Genomic DNA, 13,935 nt, shown 5'->3' on the forward strand with positions numbered 1-13,935 from the left:
ATGCGCCGCACCCTAGTTGGGCCCCGGAGACCCGTCATCCGGATGGCCCAACCGTCACTCGATGGAATGGCTCTGGTCAAAGCTGCTGACGCGCGGGGCCTTCTTGGTGCCGCGCTCATATGCAGGAGGAATACCCCTGAGACGGGGTGCGTGACGCTGAATACGCGTGCGAGCCAACGCGTGCGAGCCGTGACCCGGGACGGGTCACGGCTCGCGTGGTTCGCGTACGTACTGCGCCGTCCGGCAGGCGGAGGCGGCAGGCCCCGCGGGGCGCTACGTGTCGTCACCCGCCGCGGCGCGCGCGATGTCCGTACGGTGCTGGGAGCCGGCGAGCCGGATCCGGCCCAGCGCGGTGTACGCGCGCTCGCGGGCCTGCGTCAGGTCCTTGCCGGTGGCGGTCACGGAGAGCACACGGCCACCGGCGCTCACCACGGTGTCGCCGTCGCCGCGCCCCGTACCGCGCCCCGGAGCGGCCTCCGTGCCCCCGCCCGGAGCGGCCTCCGTACCGCCGCCTCCCGGAGCGCTCCGCTCCAGCCGGGTCCCGGCGTGCAGGACGTACGCGTCGGGCGCATCCTGGGCCGCGACCTCGGCGAGCCCCTCGATCGGGTCGCCGGTGCGCGGGGTGTCCGGGTAGTTGTGCGAGGCGACGACCACGGTGACCGCCGCGTCGTCGCGCCAGGTCAGCGGGGGGTACGAGGCGAGGTCGCCCTCGGCCGCCGCCAGCAGGAGCCCGGCCAGCGGGGTCTTGAGGCGGGCCAGCACGACCTGGGTCTCCGGGTCGCCGAAACGGGCGTTGAACTCGATGACCCGTACCCCGCGACCGGTGATCGCGAGGCCCGCGTACAGCAGCCCGGCGAACGGCGTGCCCCGGCGCCGGAGTTCGTCCACCGTCGGCTGGAGGACGGTCGCCAGGACCTCGTCCACCAGCTTCGGGTCGGCCCACGGCAGCGGCGAATACGCGCCCATGCCACCGGTGTTGGGGCCTTCGTCGTTGTCGAGCGCGCGCTTGAAGTCCTGGGCGGGCTGGAGCGGTACGACCGTCTCGCCGTCGGTGATCGCGAAGAGCGAGACCTCGGGCCCGTCGAGGAACTCCTCGATGACGACCCGGCCGCAGGCGACCCCGTGGGCACGGGCGGCGGCGAGATCGCCGGTGACGACGACGCCCTTGCCGGCCGCGAGCCCGTCGTCCTTGACGACGTAGGGCGGGCCGAACGCGTCGAGCGCGGCGTCGATCTCCTCGGGCGTGGTGCAGACGTAGCTGCGGGCGGTCGGGACGTTCGCCGCCGCCATCACGTCCTTGGCGAACGCCTTGGAGCCCTCCAGTTCGGCGGCCTCCTTGGACGGGCCGAAGCAGGGGATGCCCGCCGCCCGTACGGCGTCGGCGACCCCGGCCACCAGCGGCGCCTCGGGACCGACGACGACGAGCCCGGCCTCCAGCTCGGTCGCGAGCCGGGCCACAGCCGCGCCGTCCAGCGCGTCCACCGGGTGCGACTCGGCCACCTCGGCGGTGCCGGCGTTGCCGGGCGCGCAGTGGAGAGCGGTGACCTGGGGGTCGAGGGAGAGAGAGCGGCACAGGGCGTGTTCGCGGGCGCCGCCGCCGATGACAAGGACCTTCACGAGGGCAGCCTAAAGGAGTACGGGGAAGGCCGGGCTCGCGGGCTCGGCCTCGGGCCCCCCGATGTCACGAAGACGGACCCTCCCCGATGCCGGGCGTAACGACAAGCCCCCTGAGGGCCCCTCCCTCCGTCATTCCTCAGCCATTCACGTCTTGCTCAGTCATTCACGTACTGCTCAGTCATTCATGTATTCCTCCACGATGGTGGCCCCCAGCTCGCGGACGATCAGTTCATGACCGGAGAGCGCCGAGTCGACGAGATCCGGATCGTCCTCCTCCGCCGTGTCGTCCTCAGGGGCGACGACGGTACGGGGCGGAGGCGGCGCGGCGGGTCTCTCGGGGGCGCGCGGCGGTTCGGCCGGAGCGGGTACGGCGGGACGCGGGGCCTGGGCGGCCGGGGCGGGCCCGGGTCCGGCACCCGGGGCGGGGCCGGGCCCGGAGGGGGCGGGAGCACCGTAACCACCACCGCCGCCGGGACCCGGCGGGGCACCACCGGGCGCCCCATAACCGCCTCCACCACCGCCCCCGTACCCTCCTCCACCGCCGCCGCGTCCGCCGCCCGGGGGCGGGGAGCCGGGGGGCGCGGTGCCGCCGGACGGGTCGACGATCGCCTCGATCTTCCACTGGACGTTGAACTGCTCGGCCAGGGCCTGCTTGAGTACGGCCTCGCTGCCGCTGCTCGTGAAGTTGTCGCGGGCGCCCGCGTTGATGAAGCCGACCTGGAGTGTCGTCCCGTCGAACCCGGCGACCTGGGCGTTCTGGCTGAGCAGGATCCAGGTGAAGCGGCGGCGGTTCTTGACGGCCTCCAGGATGTCCGGCCACATGTGCCGCACCTGGCCCGCGCCCTGCGCCATCCCCGGGTCGGCCGCACCGGCGGGCCCGGGCGCTGAGCCGCCGGCGGGGGGAGCGGAGGACGGCGTACGAGAGGCCGCGGCCTGACCGAGCCCCTGCCCCGGGGTGGAGGCGGTGGGCCACCCCCCGGGCCGCCGCGCACCATCCCCCCCACCACTTCCGCTGCCCCCACCACTCCCACCGCTCCCACCGCTCCCGGGCCAGGCGCCGGGCCGGGAAGGCGCGGCGGGCGCCGGGCCGGGGCCCGGGGAGGCAGCAGGTGCGGAAGCCTGCGCGGGGGCAGGGGCGGGCGCGGGGGCGGAAGCGGGAGCGGGGTCCTGAGCAGCGACCTGCGCGGCCTGAGCGGCTTGCGCGGCCTGCGCAGCGGCGGCGGCCCGAGCAGCCGCACCCCCCGGATCCCCACCGGAAGCCACCGCCTGCCCACCCCCGGGAGCGCCACCGTGGCCACCCCCGTACCCGCCCCCGGGAGCGCCCGGAACGTACCCCACCGCAGGCCCGCCCTCGCCCCCGGAGAAGGCGGCGCCCGCGACCGAGGCGGAGGCGGCGGCCCCCCGCTCCAGCCGGTCGAGCCGGGCCTGCACGGAACGTTCGTCGTCGAAGGCGGCCGGCAGCAGCACCCGCGCGCAGATCAGCTCCAACTGGAGCCGGGGCGAGGTGGCACCGCGCATCTCCGTCAGCCCGGTGTTGACGAGATCGGCGGCCCTGCTCAGTTCGGCGGCACCGAAGACCGACGCCTGCGCCTGCATCCGCTCGGCCATGTCGGCGGGGACGTCGATCAGCCCCTTCTCCCCCGCGTCCGGCACGGCGGCGAGGATGACCAGGTCCCGCAGGCGTTCCAGCAGGTCGGCGACGAAGCGGCGCGGATCGTTGCCGCCCTCGATGACCCGGTCCACGACCTCGAAGGCCGCCCCGCCGTCCCCGGCGGCGAACGCGTCCACCACGGCGTCGAGCAGCGAGCCGTCCGTATAACCGAGCAGGGCGGTCGCCATGGCGTACGTCACACCCTCGTCGGTGGCGCCCGCCAGCAACTGGTCCATCACGGACATCGAGTCCCGCACGGAGCCGGCCCCGGCCCGTACGACGAGCGGCAGCACCCCGTCGGCGACGACGGCACCCTCCCGCCCGCACACCTCGCCGAGGTAGTCCCGCAAGGTGCCCGGCGGCACCAGCCGGAACGGATAGTGGTGCGTACGCGAGCGGATCGTCCCGATGACCTTCTCGGGCTCGGTGGTCGCGAAGATGAACTTGAGATGCTCCGGCGGCTCCTCGACCACCTTCAGCAGGGCGTTGAACCCCGCCGAGGTGACCATGTGCGCCTCGTCGATGATGTAGATCTTGTAACGACTGCCGGCCGGCCCGAAGAAGGCCTTCTCCCGGAGATCACGCGCGTCGTCCACGCCACCGTGCGAAGCGGCGTCGATCTCGATGACGTCGATCGACCCCGGCCCGTTCCTGGCCAGGTCCCGGCAGGACTGACACGTACCGCACGGCGTGGGCGTCGGCCCCTGCTCACAGTTGAGACAGCGCGCCAGAATCCGCGCACTGGTCGTCTTCCCGCACCCACGCGGCCCGCTGAACAGGTACGCGTGATTGACCCGGTTGTTCCGCAGGGCCTGTTGCAGCGGGTCAGTGACATGCTCCTGCCCGATGACCTCGGCGAACGACTCGGGGCGATAACGGCGGTACAGCGCAAGGGACGACACACCTACGACGATATCGGCCCCCTACGACAAACCCCTCCCCTCCAGCTCCCCCAACGCAAGCGCCCCCCACGCACCCGCCAGAGCCGACCTACCCTTGCTGCCTTCCGGCCCTGGGGGAGTTCAGTCAGATAGCGCCACGTGAGGGGCTCCGCACACAGTACCCGATCCGGCCCCCCACGAACGAGTTCGCGAGCACACCCCCACGTCTTGTATTGTTTGCGGCGGAGGATTCGCCTAGTGGCCTAGGGCGCACGCTTGGAAAGCGTGTTGGGGGCAACCCCTCACGAGTTCGAATCTCGTATCCTCCGCACCTTGCCTGAACAGGCAAAACGAAGGGGCCCGCTGATCTTCAGCGGGCCCCTTCGTCGTTGTCCTCAGCCGTCGTTGTCCTGGTTTTTGTCCACAGGGGGCGTTTCCGGGGGTCCCCAGATGGCATCGGCGATCTTCTTGGCCACGTCCTTGAGCATGGCGTCCGGCACATGCAGGTACCTCGCCCGCATGCTGTCCGACGTGCCCGGCTCCCACCCCATGATCTGATCAATGACGCGCGCCGGGACACCAAGCAGCATGAGCACAGTGGCGGCCGTGTGCCGGGCGTCGTGCAGCCGGGCGTTCCGAACCCCCGCGTCTTCCAGCAGTCGCTTCCAGTCGTGGTAATCCGTGTTCGGGCTCAGTGGACCACCCAGCGGCTTGGTGAACACGTAGTCCGACTCTGCCCACAGGTCGCCGGCCGCCTTGCGCTCGCGCGCTTGCGTCTCGGCATGCGTACGGAGCATCGAGACCAGCGGGCCCGGCAGGGGCACGGCACGCCGGCCCGCGCGGGACTTGGTGTTCTTGGTCTCGCGCCGGACCTGCACCTTGTCCGGGCAGTATCCCGCCTTCCGGCCGCATGGTGAGGTTTCCGGGCACCCGTGCTCGTACCGGGGACGCAGACGGTTCCGCCGCAGCTTCAGGTACTCGTTGGTGAGGTCGACGTCAGACCAGCGCAGTCCGAGCGTCTCGCCCTGCCGCAGACCGAGCGCCAGCGCCAGCATCCAACGGGCGCTGTTCCGGCACTTGTTGGCTTCAAGCAACAGACACTGAACCTCATCCACGGAGTAGGGCTCAACCTCTGATTCGTCCTCTTCCATCCGGGGCGGCTTCGCCAGCGCGGCGGCATTCTTCGCCGCGTAACCGCGCCGTACTGCCTCCCCCAGTGCGGTGCGGGCGGTCCGGTGAGCCTGGTGAGCCGTACCGGCCTTACGCTGCCCGTTCGCCTGCATACGGCGGTACAGGCTTTCCAGGTGCTCGGGCTGCAAACGGTCAAGGCGGTGCTTGCCGACACCGGGCACGAGGTGCACGCGAACGGCGACCTCGTAGCCGTCGTACGTGTTCTCGCTGACAGTCGGCTTGGCGATGTTCTCAACCCAGTGCTGAAGCCACTTCTCAACCGTCCACGCCTTGCCCGGCTGTTGCGCCGAACCCCCGTCGCGCTGCTTCTCCAGCTTCTTGACTTCCTCAACCAGGTCATCGCGCGTCTTGCGCGTGAGGTGCCGGCGGTAGGGCTCCCCGTTGTCCTTGTAGCCCATCGGGACGCGCGCGTGCCAACGACCATCTGCCCCGAGGTAGATGGCCGATTCGCCGTTGGCGCGGCGGGTGCCCTTCTTCTTCTCTGCCACAGGCAGGCTCCTGTTTCTTGGTGTCGGGATGGGGACCGGGGCGGCGGGTTGTCCTTGTCCGGGAACCGCCGCCCCGGGCGTCGTCAAGCGGCGCGTTGGGCGGTACGGAGACGGGTGACGTACTCGGGTACCGCGTCGGCAGGGACTCGCCGGAGACGGCCGACGGGTACGGACTCCAGCTCTCCGGAGCGGATGAGCCCGTAGCACGTGGTCCGGCCGATACGGAGGCGACGGGCGGCCTCTTCGACGGTGAGGAGAACCAACGTGGGGTCGTCGTCGGTGGGCACCGGGGTTCCGTGGTGGTTCACGATTCGCTCCCTTGGCGGGTCAGGGGTTCACGGGGAGTGCCGCCACAGAAACCACGAAATACACAGAAACCTGGGATCGCGGCTCTGACCTGCGGCGATACTGCGTGGTGGCCGCTGCCACAGAAATCGCAGAAGGTCCCACAGAAATAGGGGGCAGGTCCGGCGCGGCCGGGTCGGGCTTATTTCTGTGGCTTCTCTGCGGGTTTCTGTGGCAGGGCGCCGTGCGCCCCTGATATGGCTGTCTGTGCAGGTCAGGGGCGCACGGCGGGTATTTCTGTGATTCTGTGGTTTCTGTGGACGGGCTCAGGTGGTCGGGTCGGTCAGCCGGGGGTGTACCAGGTAGCGCGGCGAGGGCGGCCGGCCGCGACCTCCGGTGCGGACGATGGGTTGTGCCCGCACGTAACCGTGGTCTTCCAGCAGGGTCAGCGTCGGGTCCAGGTCCGCAGCGGTGGGGAACTCCGAGCGGGAGAGCTTGACCATCAGGTCGCGCTTACTGATCTCGGTCCACCGGTGGATGCGCAGCGCTTCCAGGACGCTCTGAGCGCGCGCGGTCGTGTTGTCGGCTCCCATGACGTCGAACGCGGCGAGGGCATGGGCGGTGTAGTACTCCCCCAGCTCGATGGCCGCGCGCATGGTGTCCTCGGTGACCGGGTGGGCGTAGCCGTTGCCGCCGTGTTCCGCGAGGTGCAGCAGCGCGGCCATACGGGCGGTCGCCCCGGCAAGCTTTCCGGCCCAGTTGGAGATGTGGCCCAGCTTGCCGCCCCGTGCCTTGAGCTGCGGTTCGATGCGCTTCTGATAGGCGATCAGGGCCGCGTCCGCTTCCGGGCTGAGCTGGATGACGGCCGGGTCGGTCCACTCCGCCAGGGACAGGGTGAGGTCGATGACCCGGGCGGTGTAGGCGGCGGCCGTCTCCTCCGGTACCGGGTCGGTGATGATCTCGCGGTCACCGACCGTGGACACCGGCAGGGAGTATAGGAAGCGGGCCAGCAGCCCCCTGCCCTCGAACCCCTTCACCTTCCCGATGTCCCTCAGCACACCCGGCTGTACTGCGAGGCCGATGGTCAGCGCGGGGTGGTCGATGTACTCGCGGCGGGTCTGCCGGTTGACCCTCAGCCGGTCCCCGGCATGCCCCTTCAGGAAGACTTCCATGTTGGGGGCCCCGGAGTAGCGACCGGCGATGATGTCGAAGATGCCGCCCTCAGCGCTCATCACCGACAGCCGCCCGCCCTGTTCCGCCATGAGCGAGGTGACCGTCTCGGGTGTCGAGTCGTCCGCCAACAGGACCGGTTCGGCGGGGACGGTGAGCGTGTCGGCGGTCTGCGCGAGGCCAACGGCGGTGGCCACCATGTCATCCCGCTTGTCGCCGTCGGCGGACGCGGCCTTGGCGGCGGCCTTGTCCGCCGCTTCCTTGGCCAACCTCGCCGTCAGTTCCGCTTCCACGATCACGGGCTTCATCACGGTCTTGAGCTGTTTCTCCGCCTCATAGAGGGGGTTGGTCAGCAGCGCGAAGACGGCGGACTTGCGGTTGGCGGGCGGGAGTGCCACCACGGTGTAGAGGTTGGTGGGCTCACGCCAGTTGCCGCGCACGTGGACCACCGACCGGCCGCCGGCCGCCGTGGCGAGCACGGCGAGGGCGACCGATCCGGCGAGGTCGACGGGGGTCTGTGTCTCTTCCGCGACGGCCGCCACGAACTCCCCCAACCAGGTGGGGAGGACGTGAGCGGGGAACGTCGGACGCTCACGACGGCCGGTGAGGGGAATGGGGTCCTCCCACACGTCCGGTGCCGCGTCGTCCTCGCCGTGCGGTTCTTCCAGGGTGGGCAGTCCGGCCCACAGGTCGTTGTCCACAGGCTGTGCAGTCATGAGGCGGCCCTCCCTTCGGCGGTGGTGGTGTGGGGGCAGACGCCGACGCGGACGCGGGCGGTCAGCCGGATGACGGCCGCACGGCCCCGGGCGCGTTCGTGATGCCCACAGGCACAGAGCCAGTCCGCGACGGGCACGCCCTCACACTGGATCTGAAGCCCCGGGGTGATGCCGGTGACGGTGACTGTCTGTGGGTCAGAACCAACAGCGATATGGACGCCCTTGCGGGCGACGACCTTCGGTTCGCCCACCGTGGGCCGTGGCGGGCCCTGTACGGCGCGCTGAGGGCCGTTCGTGGGGTTTCGGGATGCTTTGTTCATGCCGCGCGCTCCACAGCCGTCTCAAGGCCGTTGGCGACCGCGCGGCGGGCGTAGGTCTCCGGAACGCCCACGGAGACGGCGGCCGTCACGATCTCCTCACCGATCGCCGCGAGTCCGCACGGTCCCGGACACCCGGTGTGCTGAGCGGCGAGGAACCGGGCAACCCCGAACGCCTGTGATCCGGCGCCGGATTCGGTGCGGGCCCGTACAAGGGCGAGGCCGCGTTCCAGACCGGTGCGGACGTAGCGCTCGGTGTGGCGGCACCCGGTGGCCACCGAACGGCCCCACGGGGTACGGCCGGGAAGGGAAGAGGCCACCTCCCCCCGGGCAGGGGTGGTGTCTTCCTTCACCACCAGGGCGCGCACGGCCGCCGGAAGAGGGGCCATGCGGCCGGTCCCGGGACCGAGCCAACGGGCGTACTGCATGACGGACTTCACGTCGACACCGGGGCGGACCGCGTTCGACGACGGCATGGTGTCCCGGTAGATCCAGTGCTCACCCCGCGTCGTCGGCACGGTGCGGGTGGCGGGCAGGGTCTCGCGGGCCCATGCGACGGCCGCCGCGTTGTCGAGGTCGACCACGGTCAGCCCGGCCCCGCCGGGGTGGTAGGCGACGGCCACCGCCTCACGCCACACCGGCGCCCACAGGGGCGAGGTGAGGGCGTGCGGGTCGGTGGTGGCAGCGGCCCACGCGTGGCACGGCGCGGAGCACCAGCAGGGGCCCGCCACCTTCATGTTGGGCCGTCCGCCGCACGCGTTTCCCTTGCACGTACGGCAGTTGCCGAACGGGACCTTGCCCACCCGCAGAGGCAGAACCGGGACGCCAGCCGCCGCGAGGGCGAGGGCGACCCGCAGCACTTCGGGCGTCGCGCTCATGCCGCCGCCCCCAGCGTCGCCGTGGTCGCAAGGTAGGCGCGGCCGATGTGCTCGGTGTAGGCGGGCGGGATCGCCTCCGTCAGTTCCTCACGCGCGTCGGTCCACGTGATGCCCATGGCCGCCTGGAGTTCCGCCACGGACGGCTTACCGCCGCCGTTGCCGTACGCGGCCACGTACGGGCCGTCGTAGAAGCGGCCGTGCCGGTAGCCACGTACGCGGCCCCGGTGCGGGACGTGCGCCGGCCGCACGGCCGTCCACCCGCCCAACTCGAAGTTGCGGTGACGGATGACCCCGAGACCGAACATCTCGCCACACAGCGTCAGATCCTTGCGGATCGCGGCGCGGCCGTTGGGTTGCTCCATGACGTACGGCAGACCGGTCGCGTCCAAGAGGTCACGAACGGGCGCCACCAGGTCGACGTGGGCACGGCCCCACCCCTGCGAGGCATTGGTGCCCACGGTCAGGGCGCATCCGTGCTGGCACGGAGGGGAGGCGTGGACGAACGCGTACCGGCGGATCTCACCCGACTCGATCAGGTGGGCGAGGTAGGCGAGGGCGTCACCCCGGCGGTAGGGGAAGGGGTAGTTCGGGCGGTCGGCGATGTCGCAGCCGTCCACGTCGAACCCGGCGCGGTGGTAGCCCATGGCGGCACCACCGGCACACGAGAACAGATCCAGCAGACGCGGCCGGGGCACTCGCCCCGAAAGGGTGGCCGGGGCCGAGAGGCCCTCGCCGAAAACGCGCAGTTGGGTCATGCTGTAGGTCTCCTGTTCTGAAACGTCGGGATACGGAGACCGAGGGCGGCGGGTTGTCCTTGTCCGGGAGCCGCCGCCCTCGGGCGTAGCTACTGCGGGGCGCGGCCAGCGCGGCGAATCAGGCTCGCGATGGTGGCCACGGTGGGGTAGTCCCATCCGGCGATCCAGTCCACGATCCGCCGGTCGTAGGCACCCAGTTCGACGCCCGCGACCGCGAGTTCGGCGAACAGGGCCTCGCGCTGCAAGGACTCGGGGGAGTAGCCGAACGGGGCGTTGTCGAGGGGACCGTCAGAGATGGGGTCGTTGTCGCGGTAGGGCATGGGGCTCCCGTCAGAAGGGCGGTTCGTCGCTGTAGCCGCCGGGGCCCCACGGGTCGCGGCCGTTGCTACGGCGACGCAGCCACCGGGGCCGGCGCGGGAGCGGCAGTAGGACCATGCGCCACTCCGACCAGCAGGGGCAGGGCTCCCACTCGGTACCGGCGTACTCGCCGTTGTGGTCGCCGTAGTCGTGCGGGATGCCGCCCATGCCGTCGCAGTCACGGCAGTCCGGGCGAGGCGTGTCGGTCAGGATCAGGGCGTTGCGGGGCAGCGCGGTGCGCTGGATACGCAGTCGGATCACGGGTGTTGGACTCCCTTGTCAGCCGTAGAACTTGTTCCGCTTGATGACGGCCTTGCGGATGTTGACCGTCGTCCCGCCCCGGTGGCCGCTCGCGCTGAACACCTGCACGGCGATCCAGCCGCCGAAGATGACGGCGGCGAGGATGACGAGCTGGGTGACCAGGGCGGTCAGGGCGGTGATGAAGGCGGTGAGCATGAGCAGTCCGCCGCACACGGCGAGGAACCCCACGCCCCCGAGCGCGATGTTCACCGCCGCTCGGGAGACGGCCAGCTTGGCGGCAACCGGTTCGGGTTTGGCGGGCTCGATGGCGTAGCCGGTGACGACACGGCCGTCGGGCAGGACGACGCTCGCCACGGCCGGGATGGTGCCCGGCTGCACGGGCATGAGCGGGGCGGTGTGGGCGGGGACGATCGGGGTGGGGGTGTGGACTTCCACGGCCGCCGTCTCGTGTCCGGCCGGACGGCCGTACGTGGTGGGTTCGTTCATGGTGCTGGTCTCCCTTCCGGGTCAGCGGCCGACGCCGGGCATGGCGTCGGTGAAGGCGGTGACGAGTTGGTTGACGGTGTCGGCCGCGCCGGTGTGGGCGAGGTAGAAGCCGAAGAGCGCGACGGCCACGGCCGCGCCGGCGCCGACGGCCTTGAACCGCAGCAGCAGCACGACGACGACGGCGAGCAGCAGAACGAGCGGGATGGTGAGGGTCACAGGGCCTCCATGGCGGGTCTCAGCGGGTGCCGGCGCGGTAGGTGCGCGCGGCGCGGTTGTAGATCCAGCGGCCGACGCGTATGCGCTTGCCGGTGGCGTCGCAGCGTCGGCAGTCCTTGCCGCGCCGGGTCCTGCCCTTGCGGTCGGTCTTGAAGGCGTGGCCCATGCCGTCGCACTTGCGGCAGTCCCCGAACGGGCTCAGCCAGCACTTGACGATGTAACCAAGAGTGACGAACAGGAGGAACGCGGTAGCGAGCACTGCAAGGCTCATCAGGGGCCTCCCAGAGGGGTTGAAGGGGGTTTTCGCAGGTCGGTCGCTACGTGCTAGCGACCTGATCAGGGGCGGTTTGGGTCGCTAGCAGGGTCGCTACCGGTAGCGACGTCCGCCGCTACCGGTAGCACCCTCCGAGCCCTATCCGGCGTCCCGCTTCTGGTTGCGCTCCGTAATCGCGGTGGCGATGTCGTCGCGCTTGATGCCGCGCTTGTTGACCTGTTCGCCGTCGATGCGCCGGCTGATCTGCACGGTGCCGATGCCGTGCGGCTTGAGCGCTGCGGTGAGCGCTTCCGCCTTGGGCTTGGCCTCCAACTCCGCCCACGGGCCGTAGACGTCCGGGCGCAGGTCGGCAAGCCGGTCAACGACCGTTTCGGACCACACCTTGGCCTCGCCCTTGCCGAGCACGGCCGCGACATCGTCCAGGATCGTCGCGGACGTCTCCGCCGTCGGCACCTCGCCGACCGCGTCACCCGACAGCGTCCCCTCCGCCTCGCGCAGCGCGGCGGCCCTGGTCAGGATGCGGTCGGCGTCGCGGCCGTCGGCGAGGTAGGTCCGCACGATCCCGGAGTCGTCCGACATGCCCTTGAGCAGACCCACACCCTTGTGGGACTTCAGCAGCTTGGACGCGTCCAGCCCCTCCGAGTACGAGCCCGCACCGAGGATGGTGTCCGACACCTGGTAGGCGCCGACCCGCAGGGCGAACCGGGCCTGATGCTGGTCACGCAGCTCCGAGGGGCACGCCTTGTCGTCCGGCTTCTGCGTCGCCGTCATCACCGAGACACCGACCGCCGGGGCGACCCGGGCGAGGTAGACCATCAGGGACAGGATCTCCTTGCCGTGCTCGGGGTGGGTCAGGTACTCCTGCACCTCGTCCACCACGAACAGCGTGAGCGGCATGTTCAGCTTCTTGTCCCGGCTGATCTCCGGGGTCAGCTTGCCCTCGGGGCAGACGTGAAGCGGCAGTTCGGACAGCCGGTGGTACCGGTCCTCGACATCCGCCTTGAGTTCCCGCAGCGAGGTCAGCAGGTGCTGAACCGGGTCCACCCCGTTCTTCGGCACGATGCCGAACCCGATGCGGTGGGCGACCTTGGCGAACGTGCGCCAGTCCGGCGACGCCTTGCCGTCGAACACGTACAGCCTGACGTACGGGTCCAACGCGGCGGCGAGCGCGATCGTGCGAGCGGAGAACGTCTTGCCCTGACGCGGCACGGCGCCCACCAGCAGCGACAGCCACAGCATGGTGCCCATGACCGGGTTGCCGCGTTCGTCCACGCCCCACGGGAACGGCTTCCAGAAGTCCACCCGCGTCGCCCCCAGCAGCGGCGACTTGCCCGACGGCACGGCGAGCGGGTCACGGTCGGCGATCCAGTACGACACCCGCCGCCCACTCGTCTCGTCCTTGTCCAGGAAGAGCTGAGTGGGGGCGATGTCCATACCGGAGGCGAGACGGGCGTGAGCCTTCATCGCGTCCTCGAACGTCTTCCCGTACGGCAGGTCGACCACCACGCGCCACCCGTCACCGTCCCGGCCGATCGGGCGGGGGAAGGCGATCGTCTGATCCTTGGTGGTCAGCCCGGACGCGTCGTGCGCACGGATGACGATGTCGGAGGACAGCTTGCGCTTGCGGAACGTCACCTTGGCCATATCGATCAGCGGCCGGTCCGCCGGCGCACCGGCCACACCGAGGGTGGTGGTCAGGGCGGCCATGGCCAGCATGAGCAGCCACGACGGCGCCATGACGTACAGGGTCAGCGCGGCGGCCAGGCCGACGAAACCGGCGATCGTCGCCACGATCCCCCGCAGCCTCACGCGGTCGTTGCGCTGCCGGGACAGCTTCAGGTACTCCGCCGCGTCCTCGTTCGCCACGGAGGCGAGCCTCAGCGTCTTGCCCTCCGCGTCGAACACCCACCGGCCGATGGCCGTCGACCACCGCCACGCGCCGCGCGGCGAGTACACGCAGATCTTCGGCGTGTAGACCAGCGGCAGGCGCACCGCGTGGTAGCCGGCCACGGCGGAGTAGTGCCGGACGGCCCACTTGCGGACGGCCGTGCGCTGGTCAGGGAGCTTCACCCAGTCCGGCAGCACCGGCATACGGGCCTTGTCCTTGGCCTCCATCCATTCCGCGACCGAGGGCGGGTAGACCTCGCGCGGCGGGTCGACCGGCGCCCCCTCGTTCAGGCCGACGGCCTCCGGGTCGTCGGTGTCGGGGAGTTCGGCCTCCCACTCCCCCGGCTTCACCACACCCTCGCCCGGGGCGGCCGGGCCGGTGGGGTCGGGGTCGGTCTTCTTCTTCAGCGGGAACGGCACGATGGCGGCCGTCGGCTGTTCGGTGCCCTCCGGGTCCCCGGCGGGCGTGAAGGTGGTGGTCTCGGTCACGATGTACGTACTCCTT

13 protein-coding genes, 1 tRNA gene and 1 other RNA gene are annotated in these 13,935 nt (G+C 70.9%); 1 reads left to right on the forward strand and 14 read right to left on the reverse strand.

Annotated features, from left to right (window positions below):
* Positions 1-273 precede the first annotated feature (273 nt).
* From purD to ffs, 3 genes are all read right to left on the reverse strand, one after another.
* Complete coding sequence (gene purD / locus AB0O07_RS33045; RefSeq protein ID WP_365640404.1) at positions 274-1,617, reverse strand: phosphoribosylamine--glycine ligase; 1,344 nt, start codon at positions 1,615-1,617, stop codon at positions 274-276.
* A 174-nt stretch (positions 1,618-1,791) separates the two neighbouring features.
* On the reverse strand, positions 1,792-4,170 hold the full coding sequence (locus tag AB0O07_RS33050; protein ID WP_365640407.1) for a DNA polymerase III subunit gamma and tau: 2,379 nt from the start codon (positions 4,168-4,170) through the stop codon (positions 1,792-1,794).
* Between the two features lie 52 nt (positions 4,171-4,222).
* An RNA gene (gene ffs / locus AB0O07_RS33055) (signal recognition particle sRNA small type) lies at positions 4,223-4,321 on the reverse strand.
* A 72-nt stretch (positions 4,322-4,393) separates the two neighbouring features.
* On the opposite strand from ffs, the gene AB0O07_RS33060 reads away from it, so the two are divergent.
* A tRNA-Ser gene (locus AB0O07_RS33060) sits at positions 4,394-4,478 on the forward strand.
* A 66-nt stretch (positions 4,479-4,544) separates the two neighbouring features.
* Here the strand turns inward: AB0O07_RS33060 and AB0O07_RS33065 are convergent.
* From AB0O07_RS33065 to AB0O07_RS33115, 11 genes are all read right to left on the reverse strand, one after another.
* A complete protein-coding gene (locus AB0O07_RS33065; RefSeq protein ID WP_365640409.1) occupies positions 4,545-5,828 on the reverse strand; it encodes a site-specific integrase in 1,284 nt (427 codons plus the stop codon).
* Positions 5,829-5,911: 83 nt separating this feature from the next.
* On the reverse strand, positions 5,912-6,136 hold the full coding sequence (locus AB0O07_RS33070) for an excisionase family DNA-binding protein (RefSeq protein WP_365640411.1): 225 nt from the start codon (positions 6,134-6,136) through the stop codon (positions 5,912-5,914).
* A 303-nt stretch (positions 6,137-6,439) separates the two neighbouring features.
* Positions 6,440-7,984 carry a YfjI family protein gene (locus AB0O07_RS33075; protein WP_365640533.1) on the reverse strand — a complete coding sequence of 515 codons (1,545 nt, stop codon included), beginning with the start codon at positions 7,982-7,984 and terminating at the stop codon, positions 6,440-6,442.
* 331 nt (positions 7,985-8,315) lie between these two features.
* Positions 8,316-9,194: a DNA primase gene (locus AB0O07_RS33080; RefSeq protein ID WP_365640413.1), complete on the reverse strand. Its 879-nt coding sequence runs from the start codon at positions 9,192-9,194 to the stop codon at positions 8,316-8,318.
* Entirely contained in the window at positions 9,191-9,838 is a 648-nt protein-coding gene (locus AB0O07_RS33085; protein WP_365640535.1) for a DNA methylase, read from the reverse strand. The genes AB0O07_RS33080 and AB0O07_RS33085 overlap by 4 nt, the downstream gene beginning before the upstream one ends.
* Positions 9,839-10,038: 200 nt before the next feature.
* Positions 10,039-10,269 (reverse strand): hypothetical protein, encoded by a 231-nt coding sequence (locus AB0O07_RS33090; RefSeq protein WP_365640415.1) that lies wholly within the window; start codon positions 10,267-10,269, stop codon positions 10,039-10,041.
* Between the two features lie 10 nt (positions 10,270-10,279).
* The gene (locus AB0O07_RS33095; RefSeq protein ID WP_365640416.1) at positions 10,280-10,567 is read right to left on the reverse strand and encodes a hypothetical protein; all 288 of its coding nucleotides are present in this window, start codon (positions 10,565-10,567) and stop codon (positions 10,280-10,282) included.
* 18 nt (positions 10,568-10,585) lie between these two features.
* Entirely contained in the window at positions 10,586-11,053 is a 468-nt protein-coding gene (locus AB0O07_RS33100) for a hypothetical protein (RefSeq protein ID WP_365640418.1), read from the reverse strand.
* A 21-nt stretch (positions 11,054-11,074) separates the two neighbouring features.
* Positions 11,075-11,269 carry a hypothetical protein gene (locus tag AB0O07_RS33105; protein ID WP_007497389.1) on the reverse strand — a complete coding sequence of 65 codons (195 nt, stop codon included), beginning with the start codon at positions 11,267-11,269 and terminating at the stop codon, positions 11,075-11,077.
* A gap of 19 nt (positions 11,270-11,288) precedes the next feature.
* Entirely contained in the window at positions 11,289-11,540 is a 252-nt protein-coding gene (locus AB0O07_RS33110; RefSeq protein WP_365640421.1) for a hypothetical protein, read from the reverse strand.
* 141 nt (positions 11,541-11,681) lie between these two features.
* Positions 11,682-13,919: a cell division protein FtsK gene (locus tag AB0O07_RS33115; RefSeq protein WP_365640423.1), complete on the reverse strand. Its 2,238-nt coding sequence runs from the start codon at positions 13,917-13,919 to the stop codon at positions 11,682-11,684.
* Between the last annotated feature and the right edge of the window lie 16 nt (positions 13,920-13,935).

The organism is Streptomyces sp. NPDC093085 (assembly GCF_040683935.1).
In the GTDB taxonomy this organism is placed as follows: domain Bacteria; phylum Actinomycetota; class Actinomycetes; order Streptomycetales; family Streptomycetaceae; genus Streptomyces.

Excerpts from the sequence above, each read along its gene's own strand:
- AB0O07_RS33090 (WP_365640415.1), bottom strand. The coding sequence starts at position 10,269 with ATGCCCTACCGCGACAACGACCCCATCTCTGACGGTCCCCTCGACAAC.
- AB0O07_RS33110 (WP_365640421.1), bottom strand. The coding sequence starts at position 11,540 with ATGAGCCTTGCAGTGCTCGCTACCGCGTTCCTCCTGTTCGTCACTCTT.
- AB0O07_RS33080 (WP_365640413.1), bottom strand. The coding sequence starts at position 9,194 with ATGAGCGCGACGCCCGAAGTGCTGCGGGTCGCCCTCGCCCTCGCGGCG.
- AB0O07_RS33100 (WP_365640418.1), bottom strand. The coding sequence starts at position 11,053 with ATGAACGAACCCACCACGTACGGCCGTCCGGCCGGACACGAGACGGCG.
- AB0O07_RS33085 (WP_365640535.1), bottom strand. The coding sequence starts at position 9,838 with ATGGGCTACCACCGCGCCGGGTTCGACGTGGACGGCTGCGACATCGCC.